The organism is Methylocystis sp. L43 (assembly GCF_015709525.1).
GTDB lineage: Bacteria > Pseudomonadota > Alphaproteobacteria > Rhizobiales > Beijerinckiaceae > Methylocystis.
Map to the genome: position 1 here is coordinate 58,613 of NZ_JADNRA010000023.1, position 14,718 is coordinate 73,330.

Here is a 14,718-nt window from a genome sequence, read left to right on the forward strand (position 1 = left end):
GTACCGAAGCGAAGCGGGCCAAACTTCCGCTTTTGGCGTTCATTCCTCGATTATGCGTTTTAGGGCTTCGGCGCGATCCCCAGCCACGGTCTTGTAGAGCTTGTCGAAGTCCTGACCCTTCGCGACGCAGTAGAGGATTCGAACCGTGATTTCAGGGTGCGCGGCGCGCAGTTCACGTGCGGCCTTGAGGCCCGGCCCATCGTTGTCGGCATAGATCGTGAGCCTCGTCACGTCGTTGGGCCAATTGACGACGCCGAAGCGGTCGGCGCCAAGCGTCGCCCATACAGGCTCGTCGAATAGCAATTGCGCGGCCCACGCCTTCTCGAAACCCTCGGCGATGCCAAGCGCGAGAGCGGCCGGTGCGAGGCGGAGCATGGACGCGCCGAGCGGGCCGATCGCACGCCTGGGATATTCAACGTCGGCTTTGCGCCGGCCGCACGGATGCAGGAAGGTGAGTTGAACGCCAATGATTTCGCGCGTCGGCGCCTGGACGGCGGAAACAAGACAGGGCAGGGCGCTTCGCGGCCGCTCTTTGTCGTAGCGATAGGAGGGTAGGAAGCGGATTGACGCCGGCGGCGTGGTCGGTAGACCGCGCTCCGCCAAGAAGCCCTCGGCGATCGTCCCCTTAACGGACACCGCCGATTGCCAGATTCGGCGCGCATAGGCGCTCGTGGTTTTCGGCGCCGGCTTGTCCTTGAGCGGCGGTCGATCTGTGATTTCGGCGCGCGCGTTCAGGTCAACGGCGTTGATGGCGGCGATAACATCGCGCGGATCACAGCCAGCGAAACAATGCAGGATCACGCCCTTGTCGCCGTTGTTGACGCTGAGCGAGGGCCGTCGATCGCCGCGTTGCTTTCCATGAGTCTTCACCGGACAATGGCAGAGATAGCCACGTCCCTCGCGTCGCCCGCCCAGGAGCTGAGCGACGGCATCGGCGCTTACCAGCATCGCTATCGCGGTCGAGCGCCGCGCGCCGCTTCGATGAGGATCTTCGACGGGTGGGGTAGGTCGGCCGCAGCCCAAAGGCCACGCTTTGCTTTCGACGCCTCGCGCTCGGCGACGGCGTATTCGAATTTCGTCGCTTTGCCGGCGGCGTCAGTCGCCGCGAAGGCGAAGCCCTGCGTGATAAGCACGGTGCCGAGGTCGAGCGTATTCCTTCCGATATGGACGGCGCAAACCGAGAAGATGACTGGTGGCGCGCCAGCCCGCGCAATAGCAGTGCATCGAGGCTTCGCGTCGCGAACGATCGCAGCGAGATAGGCGACCGATGCCTCCCCACAATCGGTGCGGACCTTGGCCGAGTTCGTGAAAAACGTCCCGCGAATACAGCTCTGAACGCCATAGAGCCGAAAGGTCTGACCGTTGGCGGACCAAGTGTCGCCGGTCTGGAAGGTAACGCCGGATTGCGGGAAATTGAACACTGGCAGCGCACTCACCGTTTGCGTCTGTGCGCTGGCGAGCAAGGGGAGCGCCGTCGATGCGACGATGAGGGCGAGTCGTGCTGCGGCGCGCATGGTTTTCGTCACGCCAGATTTGGCGGAAGTTGCACGGGCGCGTTGCCTGGCGTCGGTGGGATGACGCCATTCGGCGTCGTGCCGTTGCCGGGGCACTCAGTGCCGCCATTGTTATTTCCGTCATTGCCCGGTCTGCAGGTGGCGGCTGCCTGGTTGATCTTGTTCTGGATCGCGCCACCCCAAGAGCAAATCGACTGGCTATTTCCGTCGAGATTTGCAGAACCGTTCGCGAGGGTCGCATTTGTTGCCCGCACGCCGCCATTGCCTGCGGTTGCGCAAGCCCCGCCGTGTGACTGCATGAAGGCGATGTCGTTTTTGCAGATCAGCTGACCGAACTGAAAGCAGGCCATTAACATACCTGATGTGACGGGCGTTCCACCGACATTACGATTATTGGCGAGCGTAGCGTAGCCGCCGCGTGTATTGGAATTGCCGACCTGCTGCGCCCAGGTGCACACCTGCTGTTGCATCGGGAGGCGCAGATATTCATCGGACGTCATGCCTTGCGGAAGATTCCCGCGTGTAAGCTGAAGGACGCCAAAGTTGTTGCCATTCGACTCGCAGGTATTGCCCCCAGACTCGGCCATCGCCGCTCCGCCAAAATTGCATGCGTTGCTTTTCAGTGTGTCACTGGCGCTGTCGCAGTTTTGGATTGCAGTGGCGACGTCGGACGCGGAATAATGCTGATTGGTGCAGCCCGCCGCGAAAAACGCCTCGACCGGCGAGCCGCCCGCCGTGGTAAGCAACGCTGCGATTGTGAATGAGTGGCGTCGCATTTCGGGCCTCTTGCGGGAAACGGCTATCGGAGATTGACGCGAACGGAAAGCGCGGTCTTCTGACCGGCGGAAACGTCGGTGAAAGAAATTGCGCGCGACACGGGGTCGAACGACGCGATGGTCATGTATTGCGAATTTGCATTGGATGACGCGTCGTAGCCGGCATTGCCGCGTACCGACGAAATCGGCAGCGTCGTATCGGCGACAACCTGCACCTTTCCACCGACAACTTCGGCGATGCGGACCGGGCAAATCAAGGCGTTCTCAGCCGCGGAGCTCGATTCGCAGCCGTCATTGATCGCAGATACGACATAGGAGCGACCGTTTCCCGAGAAAGTCGCCGTCCAGACTTGCGCGATCGATTTTAGGTGAGCGCTCGGAGCCGCCCGCTGCAGGGCGTTGCGGCTCGCTTGAAGCTGCGGCAGCTTGTCGGCCCAAATGACGCTTTGCAAGTCGCCGGCGCCGACAAGCGAAAATTCCTGAGCGATAAGGCGATGTGATTCAGCTTGTGCGGCGCCGGCGGTGAACGGAATGAGAAGCGCGATGACGGTTGCAGCGCTCATGACGACCTCCTTCACATTGCCAGCCAATGCCATGGATACGGCGGGACCGCGCGGCGGCGTCAAAGGCGCAAAGCGCCGACAGAAAATCCGAGGGTCCGCTTGTGGAGACGGATTTTGTGATTGACGCTCATAGCCGCCCGCTCGCGCTATCATCCGCATGGTCGGCCTTGATCGCGAGGGAAGGGTGATGTGCTGCATGGCGTGGCTCCTTTTCATCAGCCGCTGACGGCGCGCTACCGCACCGCATTCTCCGGGTGAAGTGGCACGGATTGAGCGCAGCGGTCGATCTCTTGATGCGACACAGTGTAGCGCAGGCGGATCGTGCGCGTCGGAACATCGTAAGCGGCATAAGTGACGGTCGCGGTCGAGTCCTCAGCCGGCGCGCCAGGCGTCTTCTCGACAAAGCATGCGGCGCCGTCGATGACGCTGTAGCTGTTGTTTTCAAACGTCGCGAGACGCGACGGGCAAACCTTGATTCGGATACCTTGTGTTGGCGACGGATACTCGTCGGTGCACAGGTAGGGCGTGCTGAGCACGCTGAAGGCGACGAGTTTCGTCTGGAAATTGATCGAGAAGTGCCACTCGCTGGCGCCGCGATTGCCAACAGCGATGCTCATATTGAGCCCACCAGAATCGATGGGCGCCGACTTCCTGTTGCTCTCATCGAGGCTGTCCTGCCAAAGCGACGCGAATGATTCGGCTTCGCCGCGCGGGAACGTAAGGTCCGAATAGGCGACGGGGCGCCAAGTTCCCGGGTCCGCCGTGTAGGTCTGCGCGATTGCAACGGCGGAGTAACAGCCAACAAGAAGGATCGCGGCGCTCTTGGCGCGCAAAAGCTCCCAACAATTCATTGCGGGCGCTTCGGCAGGACAAGGCGCAGAACGGAAATCGCCGCTTTTGCAAAGCGATACAGAACGTAGCTCAGCAAGAACATCGGGAGAGCTTCAAGCAACGCGGCACCATTCTTTCGCAAACGCGTTTCCGTCCCGGGAAAAAATACAGCGTTCAACAGAAATTCGATCGGAAAGAGGAACCAGCCAAAAACCTGCAAGGGCTGCTCGTCCAGCCACTGCACCACTGCCATCGCGCCGACGGTCATCACAATGATAGCGCCTTCAATGAGGCCTAACGACCGAACGGCAGGCTCGTAATAATGGTTGTTTGGTTCGTTATTCGACATGAAACGCCCAGCCTGACTGGTTGTCGCGCGCGGTCGCGCAAGCGCACGCCTCAACGGCACGCCTCGCAAACTTATTAGCGCAATTTTTGGTAGTTGCCAATTTCTTAGATGCCCGTTACAGGAAGGCGACTCCAGCGGAGATTCGCCATGCGGAACCTTTTGCTGCCTGCCGTGTGTTGCGTGTTCCCAGCGTTAAGCGCCCATGCCCAGAACGACGGCGCGCGCAAAAGCACGCCGACCGCTGTGGTCGCGAGGGCTGAAGACGTTCGTCAGGATGCGCCGACCAAGGTTGTGCCAGAGAGGTTCGGGCGTCTCGTCGCCGTTGACGCAGCGGCCGAACAGGCGGGCCCCGTCGCTCACCCCCCCGCCAAGCGGCGTCAGACGTCGATCGGCGCGGCACAGGCCAGCGAAGGCGCTCGCGGTGAGCGTTGTGAAAGCGCGATGGACGACGCGAGCCTACGCAATCTCGTCGAGCGCGACGCGGCAAGCGTCGGCGTCGACGAAAAACTCGCCCTCACCATCCTCTCGCTCGAATCGAATGACGGAGCGGCTCTTAATTCGCGCAAGGGCGCGCGCGGCCCCATGCAACTGATGCCGGACACAGCGGCGCAATATGGTGTTCGCGACATATGCAATCCGGTTGAGAACGTGCACGGGGCGATGCTGTTCCTGAAGGAGCTCAGCGCACAATTTGGCGGGAATCTGATGCTGATCGCCGCCGCCTACAACGCCGGGCCTGAACGTGTTCACCAATCGCGCGGCGTGCCGGCGATTGCGGAAACAGTACGCTACGTCGCGAATGCAACCAACGAATATTACGGCTTTGAAGGGGATTTGAATCGGCAAGCTGGGGGCGTGGCCAAGCAATCCAGATCCCACGAGCCGTCCGTTCAAGAGGCTTCGGAGAAACCCAAGGCTGATTCCAAAGGACAGCAATGGATCGGCGGCTCGGTGCTTTACGTCAGCAGCGATAATGATGGAGAGGTGAAATGAACGTTGGGAATGGGCGTGGTTGCCTGTTGCTGAGTTTGATTATTTGCGTTGCGATTTTCGCGTCGAGCGACGCGGCTCTAGCCTCATCCGCAACCTTTCAGCCGCTCAACACCGCGCTGTCGAGCGTCCTTGATTTTATGACGGGGACCTTCGCGACGACGGCCGCAACGGTCGCGGTGGCGGCGGTCGGCTATCTCGCGCTCACATCGCGCATTCCATGGGGATGGGCGTTCTCTGTCGTCATTGGCGTCGCGCTGATCTTCGGGGCGGCGCAGGTGGTGACGTCGCTAACCGGCGGGATGGGCGGGCGCTGATGGCGTCAAGCAGGCCGAAGCTCGATCCTCTCGTCGGCGGATTGACACGGCCGCCGATGATGCTCGGCGTTCCCTATGTGCTGTTTGTTCTCGAATGCTGCGTTGTCGTGCTGATCTTCATCAACACGAAGAATCTGCTGATGTTCCTGTTGTTTCCGCCGATACATGCCGTGGCGTATGTGCTCACGGTTCGGGACAATCGTTTTGTCGATGTGATCCTGACGCGCTTCGGCAAGTGTCCGATTACCCGCAATCACAGATTTTGGGGTGGCGACTCCTACCAGCCGTGAGGTGGCGACGTGGCAAAACTCGCAAAGCACATTCTGCGGTCTTTGACGTTCGGCGCGATCGAGGCGAAAGAGGCCTTGATTGCGAAGCATATTCCCTATCTCCGCCACGTAGGGGAAGAGATCGTCAAAACCAAAGACGGTCATTTCCTCATGGTCGTGAAAGTCGGCGGCTTCTGCTTCCAGACGGCCGATCAAGCCGACATCGATATGCGGCTCTCGGCGCGCAACACGCTGCTACGGGCGATGAACGATAGCCGCTTCGCCATCTATTGCCACACGATCCGCCGAGAGGTCACGCCCGAAATCGGCGGCGATTTCGACAACTGGTTCTGCCGGGAGCTGGATCGCCGCTACATGGCAGGACAGGCGAAAAAGCGCATGTTTGTGAATGATCTCTATGTGACGATCATTCGGCGCGGATTCGTCGGCAAGGTCGGCATGGCGGAGAGGGCCGCGACTCTCTTTCGCAAGGGCCTCGGCGTTGACGAGAAGGAAATCGAACGGGAGGCGATCCGCGAGCTGAAAGACACGACGGCGAACTATTGCAAGGAGATGGCGAGCTATGCGCCGCGCGCCCTCGGCTGCGTGATGCGCAAAGGCGTCGTCTGTTCCGAAATCGCGGAGTTTCTGACGATGCTCATCAATGGCGGCGCGCCGCTGAGCCTTGCGCTGCCGCGCATGCCGCTCGACGCCTATCTCCCGACAAAACGCGTCACCTTCGGAAAAAAGGCGTTGGAACTGCGCGGCGCCTCATCGGCCGATACGCGGTTCGGGGCAATGCTCTCGGTTCGCGAATATCCCGCCTATACGGGGGCCGGGATGCTCGACGGGCTGCTCCGCATTCCCCATGAGCTGATCGTGTCGCAGTCCTTCGCGCTCGAAGATCGGGCGCCGGTCATGACGCATATTGCGAAGGTGGAGCGCCAGATCAAAGCCTCCGACGAAGCCGGAACCGAAGTCGAGGCGGCGATCACGATCGCGCGAAACGAGCTGGTCACAGGCGCGACGGTGCTCGGCTACCATCATCTTACGGTCTGCGCGCTCGGCCGCACGATCCGCGAGATGGAATCCTGCGTGCAGGCGGCGACGCAGGAGCTGCAGAATTTCGGGACGATTATCGTTCGCGAAGACATGAACGCGGAGCCGTGCTTCTGGGCGCAGTTACCGGGCAATTTCGGCTATATCGCCCGCCGCTCCCTGATTTCGTCCCGCAATTTCGTCGGCTTCGCATCCCTGCATAACTTCGCGGTCGGTCAGAAGGACAAGAACCGTTGGGGACCGGCGATCTCCGTCCTGGAGACGACGAGTCAGACGCCATACTGGTTCAATTTCCATCGGCGGCAGGTTGGCAACTTTACCGTTGTCGGCCCGACCGGCTCGGGCAAAACCGTCGGGCTCGGCTTTCTGCTCGCGCAAGCGATGCGCGTGACGCCGCGCCCGCGCGTCGCCTTCTTCGACAAGGATCGCGGCGCCGATCCGCTGATCCGGGCGATGGGCGGCTCCTATGAGGTTCTGGCGCCGGGCGTGCCAACCGGCTTCAACCCGCTGCAACTGGCGGGGTCTGCCGAAGACCGCGCCTTTCTCCACGACTTGCTGAGCTTCATGGTCCGGCCACGCGATGGCTCGGACCTGTCGGCGCAGCAAATCAGGATTATCGAATGCGCGGTCGACCAGATTTTCTCGATTCCCGCGCGCGAGCGCCGGTTTTCCGACGTTGCGCAATTGCTGCGCGGCGCCGAACGAATGGGGCAGGACGATCTCGCGTCGCGCTTCGACGTCTGGACCAATGCGCGCGGCTGGCTGTTTAATAATGACGTCGATCGCTGGTCGGCCACAAACGGCGTCTTCGGCTTCGACATGACGAAAGTGCTCGAAGACGACGATATTCGCACCGCAGCGCTCGGCTACATTTTCCACCGCATTGAAGCGATGATGGATGGCACACCCATGATGCTGTTCATCGATGAGGGATGGAAAATCCTGACCGACGACAAGTTTGCGTCCTTTCTCAACGACAAGCTGAAAACCATCCGTAAGCTCAACGGCATTGTCGGATTCGGAACGCAGTCGGCAAAAGACATTATCCAGTCGCCCATGGGGCACACGCTGCTCGAACAGACGCCGACGAATATCTTCTTCCCGAACGCGAAGGCGGATTATGCGAGCTATGTCGAAGGCTTCAAGCTGTCGGAACGCGAATTCGTATGGGTTCTCAACACCCACCCCGACTCCCGTCAGTTTTTGATCAAGCATGACCAGGACTCGGTCATCGCGCGTCTCGATCTTTCGGACATGCCCGATTTTGTGAAAGTGCTCTCGGGCAATGTCGAGACGGTCGCCGAATGCGAGGAATTGCGCGCGCGGGTCGGGAATGATCCGCGCATCTGGGTGCCCATCTTCTGCGATTGGACCGAAGCCCGAAAGGAGGTCGCCGATGCGGCTTAGCCTTGGCGTCGCCGTGGCCGGCTTCTTGTGGGCCGCTACGGCGGGAGCGATCGAGCCTGTGATCGATCCGCCACGCGAGGGGACGGAAAAGAGCATCGCCGACTGCATAAAAAAGGCGCGGGTCTATAAGGACCAGACGCTCGAGCCGTCGCAAGCGATCACCAAGAGCCATAAGACGCCGGGTTCGGCGGCCGGCTCCGTGCCGCCTGTGGGCAGCGCTGACGTGTCGGGTTCCCGGTCCGACGCGTCCGGCGGTTCGCTCTCCAATATGGATCTGAGCAATCTAACCCCGACGCAGCCGACAAGTGGGCCCGCCGCCTATACACCGCAGTCCCTCAATCTGAAGGCGTCGGCGCAAACGGTTTCATCGCTGCAACAAATGGCGCCAGCGCTGGCCTCGAACACGTCGGATCAACGCTACGCGTCGCTGGCGATCGGCGCGCTGCCGCTCGCGCAGGGCGCATGGGACCAAAACAGTCAAGCGAGATCGAATATTGGCGCGCTTTGGAACCAGCTGATTATGGCCGGGCTTCTGACCACGCAACTCGTGAATCAGCGCAACGTCAATGTCACAGGCGGCAGCAGTTACGCCGCCAATATTTTTAGCTTCGACCCCGCACGGGCGACATTCGTCGACCCGCGTGTGTCGCCTCAATAGGGGAGTGCGATCATGAAGACTCTGCTTTTCATTTGCCTCGCATTACTCGCCGGCGCCGGCACCGCCCATGCGCAAATGGCGGTGCATGACAATCCAACATTTATGCAAGCGCAGCAAACAGCGTCGCATACGGCGCAGATCATGAACTCGAATGAGAACATATTGAACACGGTGAACCAGACACTCGCCGCCGTCACCGGAAGCCGCTCAACCGGGTCGCTGTCCTCGATGGGCCTTGGCGGCGGCTTTCAAATGTCGAGCGTGCCGGAGCTGGGTTCGCTTCTTGGCGGCGGCGGCCTGTCGATGAACGGCCTCGGCTCCTATGGCGCGCTGGCGTCGGATATCATCAACGGGCTCAATCTTGTCAAAACGCTCACCGGCGGCTCGTCCGCCGGGGCGCCGACCGACCAAGCCTATTCGGGCGCGGTCAATACATCCGCGGCGGTTACGGCGGCGGTGGCGGGCGGACAGGCGGCCTCCACCGCGCGCTCCTCGGCCTTCCAGGGCGCGCAAGGCCAAATCGGCTCGTCCGCCGACATCAAGGCCTCGGTCGATCAAAACTCGCAGATACAGACGCAGACGGGGCTGACGATCAATGAGCTGATCGGCTCCGTGAATCTCACCAACGCGTCGCTCAATGCGCAGCAACAGCAGGATCTGGCGGCGCAGTCGAAACTCTCGAACATGATGTCGTTCGATGCGTCAAAGGCGACGCTGGTCGGGCAGTGAGAAAGGGCAGGCGAATGCGGCGATGGTGGATAAGATCGGCGCTTGTCGCCGCCCTGGCGGTCGGGACGGTTGCACTTTCGTCCTGCGCGCACAGGGATTTGATTGCGCCCTGCACACGCGATAGCAGGATGACGTTCGGCGCCGCCTATGCCGACGATTGCGGGCCGATGCGCCCTGTCAATCGCTGAGGCCACGCCACCATGGATATGGTGACGCAGCTCTTTCAGAGGGTCGACACGATCGCGGTTAGCGCCATTGAAGTGATCTACGATTCGATCGCGACCGAGCTGCTTCCCGTCTTCACCGTCGCTTTGACGGCTTACATCGCATATTGGGGCTATGAAATGGTCTACGGCCGCGCGCCGCTGACAGCGGGCGCGTTTCTGTGGCGAATCTTTCGGATCGGCCTGATTTACGCCGTTGGCTTTTACTGGAGCGACTTTTCGCAGATCGTCGTCGAGGTGTTTACGAAGACGGCGAACGGAATCGCGACGGCCATTTGCACGGGAACGGGAGGCACGTCGTGCGGCGCGCCGGAAACGACCGTCGCGGCCCAGCTCTCGAATTTGTTTTCGACCGCGATGCAAGCGGCAAAGGTGATCGCCGCTTCCGGCGGATGGGGAGCCGCAATCGGACTTTCGCTAATGGCGATTGTCCTGGTTCTGCTCACAGTGATTTTCGTGGCGCTCGCGATCACCTACGTTTTGGTCGGCAAGATTGCGCTCTTCATTCTGCTCGGGCTCGCGCCGCTCTTTATCGCAATGGCGCTATTCGAGTTCTCGTCGGCTCTCTTTTCCGGGTGGCTGCGGACCTGCGCCCAATACGCAATCGTTCCCGCGATTGTCTATGGCGTTCTCGGCTTTCTGCTCACGCTGATGACGGCGACGGTCAACAATCTCAGCGGGATCACAGACGTGAGTTCAGGTCTGACGGTCATCGCGCCGTTTCTGATTTTGTGCCTTGTGGGATCGTTCATCTTGCCGCTCTCCCTGTCGATCGCCGCGTCGATCGCCGGCGGACATGCGTTGCACAACGCCTTGCCCGGGACCGCTATGCGCGGCGTGAGAGATTATGCGTATTGGCGTATCGCGCGAGGCTGGCAAAATGGCGGCGGCGCGCGGTCGGAGCCGGCCGCGCTCCCGCCCCCACATGCAACCATAACCCAAGGGGCGGCGACGATTTCGCCCGGGGCTGGCAGTCGCGACTTTTCCGCCGATCCACGCGCCGAGCAAGTGGCGGGCGCGCTGATCGAAGCCCGCGTCGCGCAAGCGCGCGCCCGAAATCGTGAAGGCTGAGGCAGATGCAAATCAAGGCGGGAAACGGGGTCGACCAGCCCCTCGTGAACGAGTCCTACTTTCACGACGGCGCGCGCTGGGAGCGGGATATTTACCGGCGTCTCGAGATTTCAAGAAATGTCTGGCGCGTCGTCGCGGTCGCGGCGCTCGTTTGTCTTGCGATCGGGCTGCTGACCCTGCTGTCGCTGGTTCCACTCAAATCAACCGAAGTCGTGACGTTGCTCGTCGACAAGGCGACGGGTTTTGTCGAGGTCGCCAAACCTTTGGAAGAAGGCGGGCCGATTTCGCAGCGCGAAGCGGTCACGCAAGCCAATATCGTTCGCTACATTCGCGCCCGCGAAACCTATGATCCGCCCGCCCTACGGGACAATTTCGAGCTGGCGTCGCTGCTCTCAGCCGGACAAGCCAGCAAGGATCTGCAGGAAGCCTTCTCGCCGAACAATCTTCATAACCCGGTCAAGCTCTACGGGATCAACGGCCGCATCCGCGTCATCGTTCATAGCGTGAATTTCCTGTCGCAAGGGTGGATGGAGAACCCCAAATCGCCAGCGACAGCGGCCGTGCGCTTTACCTCCGTTCGCACAAGCGATCGCGAGCGGATGGAAGAGCACTGGGCCGCGAATGTGCGCTTTCGCTACACGGCGGAGCCGATGAAGAACGAATGGCGGTGGGACAATCCGCTCGGCTTTCAGGTTATCGAATATCGGAAGGACCAGGAGACTGTCGCGCCAATCGTCGGCGCGGCCCCGGTCGAAGCGCCGACCGTTGCGCCACCGACGGGAGCCCCCGCGCCATGAGAGCGATCTCCCTTCTTCTGGTGTTGACTATGTTCGCCGCCGCTCCCGCGCTGGCCGAACAGGCGCCGCGCGCAGTCATCCAGGACTCCCGTATCCGAACCGTGCCGTTTCAGCGTGACAATGTTGTCGTGGTGCATGGCGCGCTCGGCGTCTCGACGATGGTCGCGTTTGGTGACGATGAACGCATCGAAACCGTCGCGATCGGCGATTCCGTCGGATGGCAGGCTGTGCCGGACCAGTCGAAGCGCTTTCTCTTCATCAAGCCGCTCGAAACCCATGCCGTCACCAATATGAACGTCGTGACGCGAAAGCGCATCTACAATTTTCTCCTGCGGGCCGTCGATAATCGGGCGTCGGTGGTGTTCAAGGTCCGCTTTACCTATCCCGATGTCGAAGAGGATCAGCGTCTCTTGGCGCTCGCGAAAGCGAAGGCCGCGATGCCCAATTATCGCGCGCTCATGTCGCGGCCCGGCACGAATTTCGATTACACCTACAAAGGCCAGATCACGGCAAAGCCCGATTTCGTCTTTGACGACGGGATCAAGACCTATTTCCGGTTCGGCGGAGAGGTCCCGGCGATCTTCCTCGTGAAGCCCGATCGCAGCGAAACGCTCGTCAATTACCGCCGCGAAGGCGAGATTATCGTGGTCGACAAGGTCGCCGGGCAATTCACCATGCGAAAGGGTGACGAGATGGCCTGCGTGTTCAATCTGCGCGCCGAGTCCATGCCCGCGCCGATCACGTGGGAAACCGATGTGCAGCCGCAATATCAAGCCGAACACGCGACGCAACCGTTCTGGACGCAGATTTTAGCGCCGGGGCAGGCCGCGTCATCAGCGCAATAGACGGAGGGAAACCGACATGGCTGCGGATTTCGATGAGGAGGGACGCCTCGCAGGCGAAACCATCACGCGCCAGTCGTCCAATCCGGGGATGGCCCTGGGTGCGCTTTTCTTCGCCCTCGCCGTGCTTGTCCTCGGCCTGTTCTGGTATGCGTCCGCGCGCAAGCAGAACCGGCCGCAAAACGTCGCCGAAGAAACATTCGCGACGGCGAGGTTGCAGCCGGGGCTCGGCATCAACGCGACGCCGGCGCCCGCGCCGCCTCAAAACAAATTCGTGATCCCGCCGCCGGTCGTTGTGAATGATCCACCGCCCGCGCCGAAGGCGGAACCTTTCGACGATAGCGAAGCGAAGCGCCTCGCCGAACTGGAGCGGCTGCGCAAGGAGGCGGAAGCGAGAATACAGGCGCGTCTGCGCTCCCCGATGCTGATCGTCAGCGACAAGGAAGGCCTCACGAATGGCGATCCGTCAAGAGTGACGGCCGAAGACAAGGAGGAAGATCCGCATCGGCGGTTCCTCGCCAATTCTGAGCGGCAGGTGACGAAGGCTTACGCGGAAGAAATCAGGCGGACTGATGCCCTTGTCCCGCAAGGCTACATGATCCGGGCGACGCTGGAGACGGCGATCCAGTCTGATCTGACGGGCATGGTGCGGGCAATTACAACGGAAGATGTCTATTCCTTTGATGGCCGCCGCGTTCTGATCCCGAAAGGAACGATGCTCACCGGCGAATATAAATCGGGTCTCGCCTATGGGCAGACCCGGGTTTTCGTCGTGTGGACGCGCCTGCTTCGCGCCGATGGCGTGTCGCTGATGCTGCAATCGCCGGGAACGGATGCGCTTGGTCGTTCGGGGCTAACCGGCGAGGTCGACACCCATTTCCTGCAACGCTTCGGCAGCGCCACATTGCTGACGCTGGCCGGCGGGGCCGCGCAATTCGCGTCGGCGCTGGGACAAAATTTCAATCAGAATCAAGGCCAGCAATTCGTACTCGATCCCGCATCGGGAACGCTGATCCCGCTCAATGCAGTGTCGCAGGGACAAATTCTACTGAATGCGCGTCAGATCGGTGCGCAAACGGTCGCACAAAGCATCACGCGCATGGCGCAGGAAGCCTTGCGCAACGACATCAAGGTTCCGCCGACGATCCATATCGACCAGGGAACGCCCGTGATCGTGTTTGTCAAACGCGATCTCGATTTCTCCGATCTCTACCCCGATCCTGTGAAAGAGGCGTTGTATGAACTTCGTCACCCCAAGAAAGCCGCAGGCGCCCGAGGTTGCGACGCGCCCGCTCTGGGAGACGCTGCCGGTCTACTTCCGCGAGGCTGCGCGTCCGATTCAGCGCTGGTTAGAAGATATTGACGTCATCGAAATCTGCGCCAACAGGCCGGGCGAAGTCTGGGTGGAAGCGCTCGGCAAGCCGCATATGGAGCGCTTCGACGTTCCCGAGCTGACCGAGGAAGCGATCACGCGGCTGGCAACGCATGTCGCCGCCTCGACGCAACAGTCGGTCAATTCGTCGACGCCGCTGCTCTCGGCCGCGATGCCGCATGGCGAGCGATTTCAGGGGGTGCTCGCGCCGGCGACGCCGCATGGCGGCTCATTCTCGATCCGCAAGCAAGTCATCGCCAATCTGACGCTCGCCGACTATCGGGCGCGCGGCGCGCTCAATGGCGTCAAAGTCCGCGGCCCCAGGACGTTTGAGGCCGACGAATACCCGGAAATCGAGCGGGAGCTCGCCACTCTCCTCAAGGATCATTCGCCGGATGGCATTCGGCGCGCGATCGAATTCGCCGTCGTCAATCATGTGACGATGATTATTTCCGGGGGAACGTCCTCGGGTAAAACGACGTTCCTCAATGCGCTGCTCAAACATGTGCCGGAGACGGAGCGCGTCGTATCGATCGAAGACACGCGCGAACTGAAACCGCCGCAGCCGAACTGGCTGCCGCTCGTCGCCTCGAAAGGCGGGCAGGGCCTTGCCGATGTGACAGTCCAGGAGCTGCTCGAAGCGAGCCTTCGTCTTCGGCCCGATCGGCTGTTTCTCGGCGAGATTCGCGGCGCGGAAGCCGCGACCTTCTTGCAGGCAGTCAATACCGGTCATCCCGGCTCGCTGACGACGCTGCACGCCGACAGCGCCTACGGCGCGTTTCAGCGGCTCGCGCTGATGACGCTGCAATCCAATCTGAAACTGACCAAGGCGGAAATCATCGAATATGTGCGTTCGGTGGTGCCGATGGTCATCCAGCTGCGACGCCGCCCGACGCGCGGCGTCGCGGAAATCTATTTTCGCGGCTATGGCGGCGAGTAACGGAAAGGGC

Annotated in this window: 18 protein-coding genes; 11 read left to right on the forward strand and 7 right to left on the reverse strand. The window is 61.2% G+C overall.

Annotation, left to right across the window (positions count from 1 at the left end):
• Positions 1-39 precede the first annotated feature (39 nt).
• The 7 genes from IYX23_RS06080 to IYX23_RS06110 form a co-directional block, all read right to left on the reverse strand.
• Positions 40-948: a toprim domain-containing protein gene (locus IYX23_RS06080; RefSeq protein WP_154454050.1), complete on the reverse strand. Its 909-nt coding sequence runs from the start codon at positions 946-948 to the stop codon at positions 40-42.
• A gap of 2 nt (positions 949-950) precedes the next feature.
• Positions 951-1,526 (reverse strand): thermonuclease family protein, encoded by a 576-nt coding sequence (locus tag IYX23_RS06085; RefSeq protein ID WP_196398833.1) that lies wholly within the window; start codon positions 1,524-1,526, stop codon positions 951-953.
• Positions 1,523-2,290, reverse strand: a complete 768-nt coding sequence (locus IYX23_RS06090) for a hypothetical protein (RefSeq protein ID WP_154454048.1) — start codon at positions 2,288-2,290, stop codon at positions 1,523-1,525. Before IYX23_RS06090 ends, IYX23_RS06085 begins: the two co-directional genes overlap by 4 nt.
• Positions 2,291-2,313: 23 nt before the next feature.
• Positions 2,314-2,853 carry a hypothetical protein gene (locus IYX23_RS06095; protein WP_154454047.1) on the reverse strand — a complete coding sequence of 180 codons (540 nt, stop codon included), beginning with the start codon at positions 2,851-2,853 and terminating at the stop codon, positions 2,314-2,316.
• A 233-nt stretch (positions 2,854-3,086) separates the two neighbouring features.
• Positions 3,087-3,704: a hypothetical protein gene (locus tag IYX23_RS06100; protein WP_154454046.1), complete on the reverse strand. Its 618-nt coding sequence runs from the start codon at positions 3,702-3,704 to the stop codon at positions 3,087-3,089.
• The gene (locus IYX23_RS06105; RefSeq protein ID WP_154454045.1) at positions 3,701-4,033 is read right to left on the reverse strand and encodes a hypothetical protein; all 333 of its coding nucleotides are present in this window, start codon (positions 4,031-4,033) and stop codon (positions 3,701-3,703) included. Before IYX23_RS06105 ends, IYX23_RS06100 begins: the two co-directional genes overlap by 4 nt.
• 192 nt (positions 4,034-4,225) lie before the next feature.
• Complete coding sequence (locus IYX23_RS06110; protein ID WP_196398834.1) at positions 4,226-4,393, reverse strand: hypothetical protein; 168 nt, start codon at positions 4,391-4,393, stop codon at positions 4,226-4,228.
• An 81-nt stretch (positions 4,394-4,474) separates the two neighbouring features.
• On the opposite strand from IYX23_RS06110, the gene IYX23_RS06115 reads away from it, so the two are divergent.
• The 11 genes from IYX23_RS06115 (at position 4,475) to virB11 (ending at position 14,708) form a co-directional block, all read left to right on the forward strand.
• A complete protein-coding gene (locus tag IYX23_RS06115; RefSeq protein ID WP_196392044.1) occupies positions 4,475-5,026 on the forward strand; it encodes a lytic transglycosylase domain-containing protein in 552 nt (183 codons plus the stop codon).
• Entirely contained in the window at positions 5,023-5,340 is a 318-nt protein-coding gene (locus tag IYX23_RS06120) for a TrbC/VirB2 family protein (RefSeq protein WP_154454043.1), read from the forward strand. Before IYX23_RS06115 ends, IYX23_RS06120 begins: the two co-directional genes overlap by 4 nt.
• On the forward strand, positions 5,340-5,630 hold the full coding sequence (locus tag IYX23_RS06125; protein WP_154454042.1) for a VirB3 family type IV secretion system protein: 291 nt from the start codon (positions 5,340-5,342) through the stop codon (positions 5,628-5,630). Before IYX23_RS06120 ends, IYX23_RS06125 begins: the two co-directional genes overlap by 1 nt.
• 9 nt (positions 5,631-5,639) lie before the next feature.
• Positions 5,640-8,075 carry a VirB4 family type IV secretion system protein gene (locus IYX23_RS06130; RefSeq protein ID WP_154454041.1) on the forward strand — a complete coding sequence of 812 codons (2,436 nt, stop codon included), beginning with the start codon at positions 5,640-5,642 and terminating at the stop codon, positions 8,073-8,075.
• Positions 8,065-8,733 carry a hypothetical protein gene (locus IYX23_RS06135; RefSeq protein WP_154454040.1) on the forward strand — a complete coding sequence of 223 codons (669 nt, stop codon included), beginning with the start codon at positions 8,065-8,067 and terminating at the stop codon, positions 8,731-8,733. Before IYX23_RS06130 ends, IYX23_RS06135 begins: the two co-directional genes overlap by 11 nt.
• 12 nt (positions 8,734-8,745) lie before the next feature.
• Positions 8,746-9,462 carry a type VI secretion protein gene (locus IYX23_RS06140; protein WP_154454039.1) on the forward strand — a complete coding sequence of 239 codons (717 nt, stop codon included), beginning with the start codon at positions 8,746-8,748 and terminating at the stop codon, positions 9,460-9,462.
• Between the two features lie 200 nt (positions 9,463-9,662).
• Positions 9,663-10,757, forward strand: a complete 1,095-nt coding sequence (locus IYX23_RS06145) for a type IV secretion system protein (RefSeq protein WP_154454038.1) — start codon at positions 9,663-9,665, stop codon at positions 10,755-10,757.
• A gap of 5 nt (positions 10,758-10,762) precedes the next feature.
• Positions 10,763-11,554 (forward strand): type IV secretion system protein, encoded by a 792-nt coding sequence (locus IYX23_RS06150; protein WP_154454037.1) that lies wholly within the window; start codon positions 10,763-10,765, stop codon positions 11,552-11,554.
• The gene (gene virB9 / locus IYX23_RS06155) at positions 11,551-12,399 is read left to right on the forward strand and encodes a P-type conjugative transfer protein VirB9 (RefSeq protein ID WP_154454036.1); all 849 of its coding nucleotides are present in this window, start codon (positions 11,551-11,553) and stop codon (positions 12,397-12,399) included. Before IYX23_RS06150 ends, virB9 begins: the two co-directional genes overlap by 4 nt.
• A 16-nt stretch (positions 12,400-12,415) precedes the next feature.
• Complete coding sequence (gene virB10 / locus IYX23_RS06160) at positions 12,416-13,759, forward strand: type IV secretion system protein VirB10 (RefSeq protein WP_246695846.1); 1,344 nt, start codon at positions 12,416-12,418, stop codon at positions 13,757-13,759.
• Between the two features lie 10 nt (positions 13,760-13,769).
• A complete protein-coding gene (virB11, locus tag IYX23_RS06165; RefSeq protein ID WP_348643633.1) occupies positions 13,770-14,708 on the forward strand; it encodes a P-type DNA transfer ATPase VirB11 in 939 nt (312 codons plus the stop codon).
• The last annotated feature ends 10 nt before the right edge of the window (positions 14,709-14,718 follow it).

Excerpts from the sequence above, each read along its gene's own strand:
- IYX23_RS06125 (WP_154454042.1), top strand. The coding sequence starts at position 5,340 with ATGGCGTCAAGCAGGCCGAAGCTCGATCCTCTCGTCGGCGGATTGACA.
- IYX23_RS06145 (WP_154454038.1), top strand. The coding sequence starts at position 9,663 with ATGGATATGGTGACGCAGCTCTTTCAGAGGGTCGACACGATCGCGGTT.
- IYX23_RS06105 (WP_154454045.1), bottom strand. The coding sequence starts at position 4,033 with ATGTCGAATAACGAACCAAACAACCATTATTACGAGCCTGCCGTTCGG.
- IYX23_RS06150 (WP_154454037.1), top strand. The coding sequence starts at position 10,763 with ATGCAAATCAAGGCGGGAAACGGGGTCGACCAGCCCCTCGTGAACGAG.
- IYX23_RS06115 (WP_196392044.1), top strand. The coding sequence starts at position 4,475 with ATGGACGACGCGAGCCTACGCAATCTCGTCGAGCGCGACGCGGCAAGC.
- virB10 (WP_246695846.1), top strand. The coding sequence starts at position 12,416 with ATGGCTGCGGATTTCGATGAGGAGGGACGCCTCGCAGGCGAAACCATC.
- IYX23_RS06135 (WP_154454040.1), top strand. The coding sequence starts at position 8,065 with ATGCGGCTTAGCCTTGGCGTCGCCGTGGCCGGCTTCTTGTGGGCCGCT.
- IYX23_RS06140 (WP_154454039.1), top strand. The coding sequence starts at position 8,746 with ATGAAGACTCTGCTTTTCATTTGCCTCGCATTACTCGCCGGCGCCGGC.
- virB9 (WP_154454036.1), top strand. The coding sequence starts at position 11,551 with ATGAGAGCGATCTCCCTTCTTCTGGTGTTGACTATGTTCGCCGCCGCT.
- IYX23_RS06080 (WP_154454050.1), bottom strand. The coding sequence starts at position 948 with ATGCTGGTAAGCGCCGATGCCGTCGCTCAGCTCCTGGGCGGGCGACGC.
- IYX23_RS06100 (WP_154454046.1), bottom strand. The coding sequence starts at position 3,704 with ATGAATTGTTGGGAGCTTTTGCGCGCCAAGAGCGCCGCGATCCTTCTT.
- IYX23_RS06120 (WP_154454043.1), top strand. The coding sequence starts at position 5,023 with ATGAACGTTGGGAATGGGCGTGGTTGCCTGTTGCTGAGTTTGATTATT.
- IYX23_RS06095 (WP_154454047.1), bottom strand. The coding sequence starts at position 2,853 with ATGAGCGCTGCAACCGTCATCGCGCTTCTCATTCCGTTCACCGCCGGC.
- IYX23_RS06090 (WP_154454048.1), bottom strand. The coding sequence starts at position 2,290 with ATGCGACGCCACTCATTCACAATCGCAGCGTTGCTTACCACGGCGGGC.